The organism is Nocardia sp. NBC_00881 (assembly GCF_045207455.1).
Taxonomy (GTDB): Bacteria; Actinomycetota; Actinomycetes; order Mycobacteriales; family Mycobacteriaceae; genus Nocardia.
The window spans coordinates 2527469-2541117 of sequence record NZ_CP108798.1 but is presented as its reverse complement, the minus strand read 5'-3'; the positions used below and the strand labels follow the sequence as shown (position 1 = coordinate 2541117).

Annotated in this window: 12 protein-coding genes; 11 read left to right on the top strand and 1 reads right to left on the bottom strand. The window is 67.4% G+C overall.

What is annotated here, in order from left to right; translation table 11 throughout:
- Positions 1-119: 119 nt before the first annotated feature.
- The 11 genes from OH799_RS09865 to OH799_RS09815 all read left to right on the top strand — a co-directional run bounded on the left by OH799_RS09865 (position 120) and on the right by OH799_RS09815 (position 12460).
- Positions 120-956: a nitrilase-related carbon-nitrogen hydrolase gene (locus tag OH799_RS09865; RefSeq protein WP_406278232.1), complete on the top strand. Its 837-nt coding sequence runs from the start codon at positions 120-122 to the stop codon at positions 954-956.
- A gap of 16 nt (positions 957-972) precedes the next feature.
- Positions 973-2394: a dihydropyrimidinase gene (gene hydA / locus OH799_RS09860; RefSeq protein ID WP_406278229.1), complete on the top strand. Its 1422-nt coding sequence runs from the start codon at positions 973-975 to the stop codon at positions 2392-2394.
- Between the two features lie 22 nt (positions 2395-2416).
- The gene (locus OH799_RS09855) at positions 2417-3454 is read left to right on the top strand and encodes a TIGR03842 family LLM class F420-dependent oxidoreductase (protein ID WP_406278226.1); all 1038 of its coding nucleotides are present in this window, start codon (positions 2417-2419) and stop codon (positions 3452-3454) included.
- Positions 3455-3589: 135 nt separating this feature from the next.
- Entirely contained in the window at positions 3590-4465 is an 876-nt protein-coding gene (locus OH799_RS09850; protein ID WP_406278223.1) for a class I SAM-dependent methyltransferase, read from the top strand.
- A 307-nt stretch (positions 4466-4772) separates the two neighbouring features.
- Positions 4773-6449 (top strand): ABC transporter family substrate-binding protein, encoded by a 1677-nt coding sequence (locus OH799_RS09845; protein WP_406278220.1) that lies wholly within the window; start codon positions 4773-4775, stop codon positions 6447-6449.
- Between the two features lie 41 nt (positions 6450-6490).
- The gene (locus OH799_RS09840) at positions 6491-7474 is read left to right on the top strand and encodes an ABC transporter permease (protein ID WP_406278217.1); all 984 of its coding nucleotides are present in this window, start codon (positions 6491-6493) and stop codon (positions 7472-7474) included.
- A complete protein-coding gene (locus OH799_RS09835; RefSeq protein ID WP_406278214.1) occupies positions 7471-8304 on the top strand; it encodes an ABC transporter permease in 834 nt (277 codons plus the stop codon). The genes OH799_RS09840 and OH799_RS09835 overlap by 4 nt, the downstream gene beginning before the upstream one ends.
- Positions 8301-10076, top strand: a complete 1776-nt coding sequence (locus tag OH799_RS09830) for a dipeptide ABC transporter ATP-binding protein (RefSeq protein ID WP_406278211.1) — start codon at positions 8301-8303, stop codon at positions 10074-10076. Before OH799_RS09835 ends, OH799_RS09830 begins: the two co-directional genes overlap by 4 nt.
- 40 nt (positions 10077-10116) lie before the next feature.
- Entirely contained in the window at positions 10117-11121 is a 1005-nt protein-coding gene (locus OH799_RS09825; RefSeq protein ID WP_406278208.1) for a permease, read from the top strand.
- Positions 11118-11867 carry a TIGR03943 family putative permease subunit gene (locus tag OH799_RS09820; protein ID WP_406278205.1) on the top strand — a complete coding sequence of 250 codons (750 nt, stop codon included), beginning with the start codon at positions 11118-11120 and terminating at the stop codon, positions 11865-11867. Before OH799_RS09825 ends, OH799_RS09820 begins: the two co-directional genes overlap by 4 nt.
- 293 nt (positions 11868-12160) lie before the next feature.
- On the top strand, positions 12161-12460 hold the full coding sequence (locus tag OH799_RS09815) for a hypothetical protein (RefSeq protein ID WP_406278202.1): 300 nt from the start codon (positions 12161-12163) through the stop codon (positions 12458-12460).
- A 188-nt stretch (positions 12461-12648) separates the two neighbouring features.
- Here OH799_RS09815 and OH799_RS09810 read toward each other — a convergent pair whose 3' ends face one another.
- Positions 12649-13635: a MaoC/PaaZ C-terminal domain-containing protein gene (locus OH799_RS09810; RefSeq protein WP_406278200.1), complete on the bottom strand. Its 987-nt coding sequence runs from the start codon at positions 13633-13635 to the stop codon at positions 12649-12651.
- Positions 13636-13649: the final 14 nt, after the last annotated feature.

The following is a 13649-nucleotide window of genomic DNA, read 5'->3' as shown; positions in this document are numbered from 1 at the left end:
GCCATTCTGCGTCGGGCGCCGGGTGGGAACTACAATCGACTCCAAGGTTTACGGCTACGAAACTGTTTCCGCAATGTTGTAACACAACCGAATTAGTTCCCGGTGAAGTATAACAAAGCATGGGAATCGTTCGAGCGGCGCTTGTCCAGACGAACTGGACCGGCGACAAAGAGTCCATGATCGAAGCGCACGAGGACTACGCACGTCAGGCCGCCGCGCAGGGCGCGCAGGTGGTCTGCTTCCAGGAGCTGTTCTACGGCCCGTACTTCTGCCAGCTGCAGGACGCGAAGTTCTACGACTACGCCGAATCCGTGCCAGGGCCGACGACGGAGCGATTCGCCGCGCTGGCACGGGAATTGGGCCTTGTGATGGTTTTACCGGTGTACGAGCAGGAGCAGCCCGGTCTGCTGTACAACACGGCGGCGGTGATCGACGCCGACGGCAGCTACCTCGGGAAGTACCGCAAGCATCACCTCCCGCACGTCAACGGATTCTGGGAGAAGTTCTACTTCCGGCCGGGCAACCTGGGCTGGCCGGTATTCGACACGGCGGTCGGCAAGGTCGGCGTCTACATCTGCTACGACCGGCACTTCCCGGAGGGGTGGCGCGCGCTGGGCTTGGCGGGCGCCGAGATCGTATTCAACCCCTCCGCCACCTCGCGAGGCCTGTCCGGCTACCTGTGGAAGCTGGAACAGCCCGCGTCCGCGGTCGCCAACGAGTACTTCATCGGCGCCATCAACCGCGTCGGTGTCGAGGAGTACGGTGACGACGACTTCTACGGCACCAGCTACTTCGTCGACCCGGAGGGCAAGTTCGTCGGCGACGTCGCCTCCGACACCGACCCCGAACTGGTGATCCGAGACCTGAACATGGACCTGATCAAGGTGGTGCGCGATCGCTGGGCCTTCTACCGCGACCGCCGCCCCGACGCCTATGGGCCGCTGGTGGCCCCCTGAGACAGGTGAGACCGACATGACGCGCACCTTCATCCACGGCGGCACGGTGGTCTCGGCCACCGGATCGCAACCGCTGGACGTACTGGTCGACGGTGAGATCATCGTCGCCGTCCTGCAACCCGGCGCCACCGCGCTCGGCGCCGACCTCACCGAATCGGCCGAGGTCGCGATCGACGCTACCGGCAAGTACGTCATCCCCGGTGGCGTGGACGGCCACACCCACATGCAGATGCCCTTCGGCGGCACCGAGGCATCCGACACCTTCGAAACCGGTACCCGCGCCGCCGCCTGGGGCGGCACCACCACGATCGTCGATTTCGTCGTCCAGAAACCGGGGGAGCGGCTGCAGGACACGCTCGGCGCCTGGCACCAGAAGGCGGCGGGACAGTGCGCGGTCGACTACGGCTTCCATCAGATCATCGGTGAGGTCAACGACGAATCCTTGAAGGGGATGAGCGAATTGGTGGCCGAAGGCGTCACCAGCTTCAAACTCTTCATGGCCTACCCCGGTGTCTTCTATTCGACCGACGGCCAGATCCTGCGGGCCATGCAGTCCGCCGGTGACCTCGGGGCGCTGCTCATGATGCACGCCGAGAACGGTATCGCTATCGACGTACTGGTCGAACAGGCGATCGCGCGCGGGGACACCGCCCCGTACTTTCACGGCACGACCAGGCCGTGGCAGATGGAGGAGGAGGCAACCCATCGCGCGATCATGCTGGCCCACCTGACCGGTGCGCCACTGTACGTTGTGCATGTCTCGGCCAAGCAGGCGCTCGCGCAGATCGCCGCCGCGCGCGGCGACGGCCAGAACGTGTTCGGCGAGACCTGCCCGCAGTATCTGTATCTCTCGCTCGAAGAGCAATTGGGTGCAGCGGGTTTCGAGGGCGCCAAGTGGGTGTGCTCGACGCCGCTGCGGTCCAGGGCCGAAGGACATCAGGACGAGCTGTGGCGCTACCTGCGCACCGGCGACGTCACCACGGTCAGCACCGACCACTGCCCGTTCTGCATGAAAGACCAGAAGGAGATGGGCGTCGGTGATTTCAGCAAGATCCCCAACGGCATCGGCGGTGTCGAGCACCGGATGGACCTGATGTTCCAAGGCGTCAAGTCCGGACGGATCTCGCTGGAACGCTGGGTCGAGGTCTGCTGCACGACGCCGGCTCGGATGTTCGGCATGTACCCCCGCAAGGGTGTGATCAGCCCGGGCGCGGAGGCCGACATCGTGCTCTACGACCCCAACGGTCGCACCAGCATCGGGCTGGGCAAGACCCATCACATGAACATGGACTACTCGGCCTACGAGGGCTTCGAGATCGACGGTCATGTCGACACGGTGCTGTCCCGCGGCCGGGTGATCGTCGACGACGGCACGTACCTCGGCAGCGCGGGGCACGGCCGGTTCGTCAAACGTGAACTGTCGCAGAATCTGGTCTGATCCTCGAAACGGAGAGTGTCGCATGGACATCGGCGTGGTGCTGCAGTGCACACCCCCTGCCTGGCGAGTGGTCGAACTGGCCAGACTGGCCGAGACGCACGGATTCTCGCACGTCTGGACCTTCGACTCGCATCTGCTCTGGCAAGAGCCCTATGTCATCCACAGCCAGATCCTGGCCGCCACCCGCAAGGTCGTCGTCGGTCCGATGGTGACCAACCCGGCCACCCGGGACTGGACGGTGACCGCGTCGACCTTCGCCACGCTGAACGACATGTTCGGCAACCGCACCGTGTGCGGTATCGGCCGCGGTGATTCGGCCGTACGGACCCTGGGCGGCACCCCGACCACCCTGGCGACGCTGCGGGAATCGGTGGAGGTGATCCGGGAACTCGGCAACGGCCGCAGCGCGCGGGTGGGCGACACCGTCGTCCGGTTCCCCTGGGCGACCGCCTCGCGGCTGGAGGTATGGGTGGCCGGGTACGGTCCCCGCGCCCTCGATCTGACCGGCGAGGTGGCCGACGGGTTCATCCTCCAACTGGCCGACCCGGACATCACGGCGTGGACCATCGCCCGGGTGCGGACGGCGGCCGAAGGGGTGGGCCGCGACCCGGCGTCGATCCGGATCTGCGTCGCCGCGCCCGCGTACATCACCGACGGATCGGATTCGGCGCTGGCGCACGCACGGGAGCAGTGCCGATGGTTCGGCGGAATGGTCGGCAACCACGTCGCCGACCTCGTCGCGAAGTACGGGTCGGGTAGCGAGATCCCGGCTGCCCTCACCGAATACATCGTGGGCAGGCAAGGATACGACTACAACCAGCACGGGCGCGCGGGCAATACGCACGCGGAGTTCGTGCCCGACGCCATTGTGGACCGCTTCTGCCTGCTGGGCACGCCCGACGACCAGCTGGCCCGGCTGCGCGAGCTGGAGAAACTCGGCGTCGACCAGTTCGCGGTCTACCTCCAGCACGACGCCAAGACGGCGACGCTGGAGGCGTACGGCGAATCGGTGCTGCCGCGCCTGGCCCATCCCGCGAACGCTATCGAGGGGGTCGGATGAGCAGGTGGTCAGCCGTGGCGTCGGTCGGCCAGTCTTCGATCGAGGCTGTCGCGTATCGAAACGATCGAGTCGGTCTCTGGCGCTGCTAGGCATGGCGGCTACGCGGTGAAAACGATGTTCACTAACATCGGCCGCATGACCACCATCCACCATCGGGCGGGTAAGCCAGGCACCGGAACGTCGACACAGGATCCGGCCGCGGCAGAAGCAGTCTTTCTCGACGCCAGCTTGCGCTTGCTCGAGCCGTTGGACGTCGCGCAGGGCGACGTTGTCGTTGATGTGGGACCGGGAGCGGGGTCTGCCACGGTGGCGCTGGCCCAGGCGGTTGGCGACCAAGGGCGTGTGTATGCAGTCGATCTCGACCCGGCGATGCTCGACGCCACCCTTGACGCCGCGCAGGCAGCCGGGGTAGCTGACCGGATTCGCCCGGTGCTGCACGACCTGGAGGACGGCACACCATCGCTGCCCGAAGCCGCCGATGCTGTCTGGTCGTCGTGGTGTGTGCATCACGCACGCGACTGGGATGCCGCGGTTCGCGCGCTGAGCGGCATGCTTCGACCGGGTGGTGTGCTTTGCCTGGCAGAAGGGGGGCTACCTACTCGGTGCCTGCCTTGGGATGTGGGGACAGGACGGCCTGGGCTGGAGGTACGTCTGGACGAAGCCCATGGCCGGTACTTCACCCAGTGGTTTTTCGGCCGAGCAGCCGTGGTGCGGCCGACTAGGGGGTGGACCGAGATCCTCGCGGCCGCGGGACTGGTCGATGTCACGGCCTCCACTGCGCTGGTCGATTTCCCCGCTCCGTTGTCCGAGCAGGTTCGCACGGTCGTCCTGGCCGAACTGGCGGCGCGCGTCCGCCGAGCCGGACCATTTCTGGCCGAGGACGACACGGCGGCGTGGAAACGTCTGCTCGATCCGGACGACGACGCCTGGCTAGGGCGTCGCACGGACCTCGCTCTGCTCAGTGCCCGCACCGCGTTCAGGGGCCGCTCTCCTCGAGCTGGCCGAGGGTAGGACCTGCGACCACCGCGTGAACCCGGCTTGCGTTGCCGCGACGAGGAAGCCGAACTCAGGCACCTACATCCCCGTGCGCAGCCCGAGCCGGCCACCGATGACGCCGCCCCTGAGCGCCCCGTGGTTCCGGTTCGCACACATCAGCGTGCGCATCCCGCCGTCATGCGGCCCATCGACTCGCGCGGCGAGTTGGAAGGCACTCACCTGCGTCGCTGACCGCTTATTGAGTACTATTTTCATTTGCGTTACGGTGCCGAGGATTCGATGGGTACTCGGCCACGGTGACGAGGCGGATGTGAGGACGTACATGCGGTTCAGGGGTAAGGCATCGACGGGTGGGCTGGTGCTGGCCGTCGCGCTCGGCGTGACCGGATGTGCGGCGCCAACGCTTGATCGCGGAGCCGGGGAACGCGGCGCCACCCATGGGCCCGACATCAACCAGCAGGGCCCAGATGCTCTGCGCGAGGGCGGCGACCTTCGGGTGCCTATCGACTCCCTGCCACCGAACTTCAACCCCAAACATGTCAACGGCGCCCGGGTAGTGACCTACCAGCTCGCCGACGCGATCCTGCCGAGCGCGTTCCTCGATTCCGCTGACGGCCTGCCTGCGGTGAACGAAAGTTACTTCGCCTCCATCGAAGTGGAGTCCACCGCGCCGCAGGTGGTGCGCTACGTCATCGCCGAGGACGCGGTCTGGAGCAATGGCAGGCCCCTGACCTGGCAGGACCTGCGCGGGCACTGGGCGGCGTTGAATGGTGCCGACACCCGTTTCGAGGTCAATAACCACGTCGGATACCAGGACGTGGCGAGTGTGGAGCGCGGAGCCTCGGACAAGGAGGCGGTACTCACTTTCGCCAAGCCGTTCGCCGAGTGGCAGGGACTGTTCCGGCCGCTGGTACCGGTGGAGGTCACCGAGACGCCCGAGGCGTTCAACAAGTCCTGGATCAACGGGCCCACGGTGACCTCGGGCGCTTTCGAGGTCGCCGAGATCGACACCACAGCCAAGGTGGTGACGCTGCGCCGCAACGAATCGTGGTGGGGCGCCCGCCCGAGACTGGACCGCGTCATCTTCCGCGTGCTCGCGCCCGCGGCCAGGGCCGACGAGCTCGCCAACGGCGGCATCGACCTGTACCCCATCGGCGGTGATATCGACCTGTTCACCCGCGCGCGGACGATCCCGGGTGTGGAGATCCGGCAAGCGACCGAACGCCGTGCCGGGCAACTCACTTTCAACGGCGGCGAGGGTGCGCTGCTGTCCGACGAGCGGCTACGTATTGCGATCGCGCAGGCAATCGACGCGCAGGCGGTGACCGATGTGGTGGTCGGCCCGATCGTGCCTGGCGCGAAGGCGGTGGGCAACCACATCTTGCCTCCCGGGTACGCCGGATACGAGGACAATTCCGGTGCCCTTCGGCACCATCCGGATGCCGCGCGCGCGGCGCTGGAAGCCCAGGGCTGGGTGCTCGACGGTAATGTGCGGGTCAAGGACGGGCGCCCATTGAAGCTGCGGTTCGTGGTGCAGGCCACGCCGACCGGGCGCACCGTCGCCGGCGTGGTGACCGAGCAACTGGCCGCGGTCGGGGTGCGGGCCCAGGTCGAGGCCGTGCCGGTGGAGCGCTTCCAGGACACTTACCTGCAGCCGGGCAACTTCGACATCATTGCCTTCGAGTGGACCAAGTCGCCCTACCCGATCTCGCACGACCGGCCGGTGTTCCAGATTCCGGACGGCGCCAAGGCGGGCAACAACTTCGGTCGCGTGGTCGTCCCCGGGATCCAGGAGCTCTACGACCGCGCCATCGCCGAGTTCGACCCGGAGAAACGCGACGCGCTGGCCAACGAGATCGACGTGCTGGCATGGCAGCGCGCCCATCACGTGCCGCTTTATCCGGAGTCCGGCGCGTACGCCGTGCGCGCCGAATTGGCCAACTACGGCGCCCGCGGTTTAGGCGCCTACGGATTTGCCTCAGCAGGATTCATGAAGTGAGGCCGCTACGTGCGCGGCGTCCTCCTACGCCCTCAGCACTCATGCCGCGCATGCTGATCCGGCTGGTCACCCGGCTGGCGGGCTGGACCGTGGTGTGTCTGGGATCTGTGCTGCTGACCTACACCCTGTCGGCGCTGAGCTTCGACCCGCTGGCCGAATTGCGCACCACGCAGCCGCCCACGCCGCAGGCGGTTATCGACGCGCGCGCCGCCGAGCTCGGCCTCGATCAACCGTTGCTGCCGCGCTTCTGGGGCTGGCTGTCCGGAATTCCCTCGGGTGAGTTCGGGGTCACCGTCGACGGCCGCGACATCGCGAGCGAACTGGGGGAGCGGGCAGGCACCAGCTTGCATTTGTTCCTGCCGGGCAGCCTGCTTGCGGTGCTGCTCGGCATCGCGTTCGGCCTGTGGGGTGCGATGCGGGCGGGCCGGACCGGTGACCGGTTGTCGATGGCTGCGTCCCTGCTGTTGCTGGCCGTGCCCGTCTTCGTGCTCGGGACCGTGCTGAAGATCCTCTGCCTCCCGATCAACGAGGCCGCGGGCACCGACGTGCTCCCGTTCAGTGGGGAGAAGACCCCGGGCTCGGATCTGACCGGTTGGGCCGCGGTGGGCGATCGGTTCCGGCATCTGGTCTTGCCGACGATCGCGATCGCGCTTCCGCAGATCGCGTTCTACAGCCGCTTCCAGCGCGCTGCGATGCTGGAAGTGCTGAACAGCGAGTACCTGCGCGGCGCGCGGGCGCGCGGGCTCACCCACATTCGAGCGGTGCGTGGTCACGGGCTGCGCATGGCGCTGATACCGGTGACGGCGCTGGTGGCGTTCAGCTTTGGCCTGCATCTGGCAGGTGGGGTGTTCACCGAGCGGATCTTCGGCTGGCACGGGCTCGGCGACTGGCTCATGTCGGCCATCGAGAACCAGGACACCATGGTCGTGGCGACGGTGACCCTGCTGATGGCCGGTCTCGTGCTCATGGTCGGCTGGCTGGCGGATCTGGCACTGGTGCTACTCGATCCGAGGACGAGATCATGACCGGCACGCTCGTTGCGGCTCGCCGGGTCGTGCGCCGCCCCGGCGTCGTCGTGGGCGCCGGAGGGCTGGTGCTGCTCGCCGTCGCGGCGTTCGCCGGACCGCTGGTGTTGTCGTATTCCCACGACCAGCAGAACCTCGGCGCCATTCTGGCCTCGCCCTCGCCCGCGCACCCTCTGGGCACCGCGCGGCTCGGTGAGGACATGCTCGCACTCTGCCTGCGGGGGCTGCAGAAATCGCTGCTCATAGGGCTGCTCGCGGCCGGCCTCACCACCGTCGTGTCCGCCGTGGTCGGCACCCTCGCCGGTTACCTGGGCGGGCTCACCGACCGGGTGCTCATGATCGTGGTCGACATCCTGCTCGTCCTGCCGCCGATTCTGGTCGTCGCGGTGCTCTCCCCTACCCTGCGCGAGCAGTCCTGGCTCGTGTTGGTGCTGCTGATCGCCGGATTCCAGTGGATGGTGACCGCCCGCGTTGTGCGCGCACGAGCGCGCAGCCTGCGCAGCGCCGGCTATGTGGTCGCGGCCGAGGACATGGGCGCATCCACCGCCCGGATCGTGACGCGGCACCTACTGCCGCAGATGGTGCCGCTGCTGGTCATCGACTGCACCCTCAACGTCGCCTCCGCCGTGCTGGCCGAGGCCGGGCTCAGTTATTTCGGCTTCGGAGTGCAGCCCCCGGACGTGTCGCTTGGCACCCTCGTGGCCACGGGCACCGGCTCGGCACTGACCTTTCCCTGGGTTTTCCTCGCACCCGTCGGCTTTCTCGCGGCGACCGTGCTCGCCTCGGCCACCCTGGGCGAGGGACTGCGCGACGACGAGGTTCACCGATGACACCACTGCTCGACATATCCGAGCTCACAATCACTTTCGGCCCTCGCACCGGTCGGGTGACCGCAGTCGATGACCTGTCGCTGACCGTCGCCCCGGGCGAGGCGCTGGCGCTGGTCGGTGAATCCGGTTCGGGCAAGTCGGCCACCGCGTTCGCAATCATGGGTCTGCTGCCGAGCACGGCCGACGCGCGCGGTTCGATACGCCTCGACGGCGACGAACTGCTCGGCCGCACCGACCGCGAGATGTCGCGCATCCGAGGCCGACGGATGGCGCTGGTCCATCAGGATCCGCTCGCCGCGCTCACCCCGGTCCTCTCGGTGGGCGCGCAGCTCGCCGAGGCCGTGGCTGTACACACACCCGGAATCGGCCGCCGGGCCGCGGCCGACCGGGTCGTCGAGCTGCTCGACAGCGTCGGAATCGCCTCCGCCCGCACCCGAGCCGCCGCGCTGCCGCACGAGTTCTCGGGTGGGATGCGCCAGCGCGTGGGCATCGCGATGGCGATAGCCCACGATCCGGAGCTGATCATCGCCGACGAGCCCACCAGCGCGCTCGACGTCACCGTGCAGGCACAGATTCTCGACCTGCTCGATGATGTGCGGGCGCGCACCGGGGCCGCGTTGCTTCTGATCACGCACGATCTGGGCGTGGTGGCCCGATGCTGCGACCGGGTCGCGGTGCTGCACCGAGGCGTCCTGGCCGAGCAGGGCGAGGTCCGGCAGCTCTTCACGCAGCCGGCCGACGGCCCGCTGCGCACCTTGCTGTCCGCGGAGGCCGCGCCGGCCGGCCGGCCCGGGTCAGGCGGCGAGACGGTGCTGCGGGTCACTGGCCTGAGCAAGCACTACCGGCTGCGACGCGGCGCGGTCGTGCAGGCCGTCGACGAGGTGGACCTGCACCTGGCCCAGGGGCAAGCCCTCGCGCTGATCGGCGAGTCCGGGTGCGGTAAGAGCACAGTGTTGCGGGAGATCATCGGGCTGCGTACCCCAGAGTCGGGCAGCATCGAACTGTTCGGCCGCGACCTGGCCGACCTGCGCCGCCGAGACCGCACCGTTGCGCGGCAGCAGGTCCAGATGGTCGTGCAGGACCCCTCGGCGGCGCTGAACCCGACGATGACGGTCGCCGACCTGATTGCCGAACCGCTGCGCGTGCACGGCGCCCAGCGCCGGGAAAGCCGCGCTCGCGCCCGTGAACTCTTGCCGCTGGTGGGCTTGGACCCCGACCACGCCGATCGCCGTCCCGGCCAGCTCTCCGGGGGTCAGCGCCAGCGCGTGGCCATCGCCCGGGCGCTGGCGCCCGAACCGCGGATGTTACTGCTGGATGAGCCGGTGTCGGCGCTGGACGCCTCGCTGCGGGCCGGAATCATGGACCTGCTCACCGGGCTGCGCAGGCAGTTCGACCTGGCGTTCCTGGTGGTGTCGCACGATATCGCGCTCACCCGGCGTGTCGTGGAGCACGTCGCGGTGATGTACCTGGGACGCGTGGTGGAGACGGGCCCGGCCGGCGATATCCTCGACCGGCCGCTGCACCCCTATACTCGGGCCCTCGTCGCCGCGACATCCGTGCTCGACGTGCAGGCCGCGCGGGCAGGCGAGGCTCTGCTCACCGGCGAGCTGCCCGATCCGCTCGATCGGCCCACCGGATGCGTGTTCCTCGGTCGATGCCCGCTGGCCGCTGAAATGTCCCCAGCCGGGCGTAGTGTCTGCGCCCACCTCCGGCCACAACTCCGGCGCACCGGGACACGCGGCGTCGCCTGCCACCACGTGGACCCGATGTGAGACGGGCCGATTCGGTGGCTTTTGCTGACAGGATGGGACCGTGCTCGCACAGAACACTCTGAACTCCGCACGCAGGCGGGTGTCCTCGACGTATGTGCTCGTCGCGCTGATCGTCCTCGGCTTGGTGGTGCAGGCGCCGGTTGCGCGGGTGGTAGGGGCGTCTGCGCGACTGCAGACCGGTGTGACGATTTTCGCGGGTGTCTTCGTCCAGGCGGTGCCGTTTCTCGCGCTCGGGGTAGTGGTCAGCGGCGCCATTGCGGCCTTCGTCTCGCCGGCTGTGCTGCAGAAGGTCTTGCCGCGCAATGAATCCGCCGCGATCGGTGTGGCTGGGTTGGCCGGTATGGCGTTGCCGGGGTGTGAGTGTGGTGTTGTGCCGGTGGCGCGTCGGCTGGCCGATCAGGGTGCGCCGGGCTCGGTCGCGTTGGCCTTCATGCTGTCGGCGCCCGCGATCAACCCTGTGGTGCTGATCGCGACGGCGGTGGCATTCCCGGGCGAGCCGGCGATGGTGGCGGCGCGGTTCAGCGGTGGGCTGGCTACCGCGGTGGTGATGGGCTTGCTCTGGTCGCGTATCGGGCGCCCGACGTGGATGCTGCCGCGCGGCGGTGGACACGGTCACTGCGTGTCCGGCCGGACTCGATGGGAGGTCTTCACCGAGGCGGCGCGGCACGATCTGTTGCAGGCGAGCGCGTTTCTCGTGCTCGGTGCGGCGGCCGCGGCGGCGCTGCATGTGCTGGTTCCGTCGTCCTGGTTCGAACAGTTGGCCGGGCAAATGGTTATCGCGATCCTTGTCATGGCGGTACTGGCCATCGTGCTCGCGCTGTGCTCCGAGGCCGATGCTTTCGTCGCGGCGAGCATGTCGACGCTGCCTTTGCTGCCTCGACTGGTTTTCCTGGTGGTCGGCCCTGCGGTCGACGTGAAGCTTTTCGCCATGCAGGCGGGCAGTTTCGGGCGCCGGTTCGCCATGCGGTTCGCGCCGTCGACCTTTGCGGTTGCCGTGGTGTGTGGGACGGTCGCCGGGTACATCTTCCTGGGAGGGGCCCGATGAAACGGGAGACGCAGAATCTGCTGCTGTTGCTCATCGGCGGCGCGGTGTTGTGGATCGCGCTCGATGGCCGGTACCTGAACTATGTGAAACCGAGCCTGTATCCGTTCCTGGTGATCAGTGGTATCGGGTTCGTCGTGCTCGCTCTGGTGGCGATCGTGCGTGATATCCGGCGCGGCGCGGCGCCTGCCAACCATGAGCACGGCACCGGCCGGGCCCAATGGCTGCTGCTGGGCCCGGTTGCCGCGCTGCTGCTCATCGCCCCGCCCGCGCTGGGCGCCGGCGCCGCTGTGACCAGTTCCCCTGTGCAGGTGGTGCCACGGGATTCGGCCGCAGACGAGCCGAAGCAGTGGCCGTTTCCGCCGTTGCCGCCCGGGGCCGCGCCGAACCTGCCGATCTTGGACCTGGTGAACCGGGCACTCCAGGATTCCAACCATTCCCTGGACAGCCGGGAGGTGACCATCAGCGGCTTCGTCCTGCGACCCAAGGCCCTCGAGCAACAGCGCACGGATACACCTGATGTCGATCTCGCGCGTGTGGTCATCACCTGCTGTGTCGCCGACGCCCGGTACGTGCTCGTCCACCTTGCGGGGATGCCGGAGCTGATCGAGGACGACGCCTGGCTCGAGGTTCGTGGTGTCGTGGACCCGGATAGTGCCCGCCGCGACCCTGATCTCACCCCGACGATCGTCGTTACCAGCTATCAGCGCATTCCGGCCCCGGACCGGCGGTACGAGCACGGTCGCTAGATGTGAGCGCCGGGTTCGGTGTGGGAACGACGGACCGGGCGGCGGCGGATCCACACTGCCCTGGCCGGACAGAGCCAACAGGCAACACAGCCGACTGGATATTCGGCGGCAACCGAAGATCGCGCTGCCACGCACGAAAGCGCTGGCTGGTCGAATCCGCAAGGGCTAGAGAATCGGTGGGGCATCGGCTGCCGTTTCAGACCTCAGCGATTCATCAGCGCCCATCCCTTACATGCGGACATGATGATGTGACAATATGCATGCTGAAGAGTGGGGAAAGGATGAGGAAGTAGATGACTGCAGTGATTCATACCCAGCACGAAAGCCACAACCACGCCCATGGCGCCGGTTGCGGCCACGTCGCCGTCCCTCACGACGATCACGTCGACTACGTGCACGACGGTCACCTGCACCGCGCCCACGGTGATCACTACGATGAGTGCGAGCCAACCGGACACGCCACCCACGACATTCACGACCACGTCCACGGCGAAGGATGTGGGCATGTCGCAATTCCACACGGCGACCACGTCGACTATGTCCATGACGGCCACCGCCATGTCGCCCACGCCGGCCACTACGACGAACACTGAATTCGCCGTCGCCGATCAATCCGTTGGTGGGCTGACTATTCGGCGTCATTCGTTGGGGCGCTCAGCATCCGCCGACCATTGCCATACCACCGTGTGTAGTCTCAGAGTCTGAGACTACGGTGTGTTTCGGCAGTGGGTCACCGCGACCAATAGTTGATGGCGGCGATGAGGATGGTGGCAGACCAGGGCTATTGCGCGGAGGTTGGTCGCGCCAGTCGTACGGTGGCCGTGGCGCGGCCGAAGACGGTCTCGCCGTTCGAGTGCGCAGTGAGGGCGACCACCGCTGTGCCGTTGCGGTGGTCGACTCTCTGGATTGCGCCAGTGAAATGCACGGCGGTTCGTCCGGTGGCGGGGACGAAGACCGGTCTGGAGAACTGTACGGTGTATTCACCGATGCACGCCGGATCATCGAGGTAGGCGGTGAGGTAATCGGCGCCGAGCCCCATTGTCAGCATGCCGTGCGCCACCACGTCGTTCAGCCCCGCCGCGTGGGCCACCTCGTCGTTCCAGTGAATCGGGTTGTGGTCACCGGAAACTCGGGCGTAGTCGATCAACTCCGTACGGGAGAGCCGATACACCCGCGGTGGGATCTCGGTGCCGATGTCGAGCGTACGTGGTGATGCAGGTCGGTTGCCGGAGAGCGCTCGTCCAGGCACGGCTGCTGACCAGACGCCGGCCGCATCGTGCGGTGCAAAACTTTGGAGAGCCTGGGCGGCAATGTTTCGGGTGGCTTCGAGCACGCGGTCGGCGATCATTCCGCAGCGGCCGAAGAGGGTGGTGTGTACGGTCTGCACCGGTGTCGCGTCGCCGTCGGCGATGACGGTGGTGAGGACGACGAGGTCGCCGTTCTCCGTTCTGCGGTGGGAGTCGACAGCGACTCGGCAGGTGAGCTGGTCGCCCGCGATCACGGGGCGGTGGATGCGGATTTCCTGTTCGAGGTGCAGGAGTTGGCTGGGCGCGTGGTTCGTCGTCGCCGTTCGGAACAGCAGTCCTTGCGAGATGGCGCCTATCGATGACGCGAAGGTCGCCGATGCGATCAGCCCGGGATATCCGAGAGAATGCGCCGCGGCGTCGTCCCAGTGCGCCGGGTGGCCATTCTGTACAGCGCGGGCGAATTCGCGGATCGTCTCCGGCTCGACCTGGTAGAAATCGGCGCTGTGCTGGTTGTCATCCATGATTTTCGGCGGCT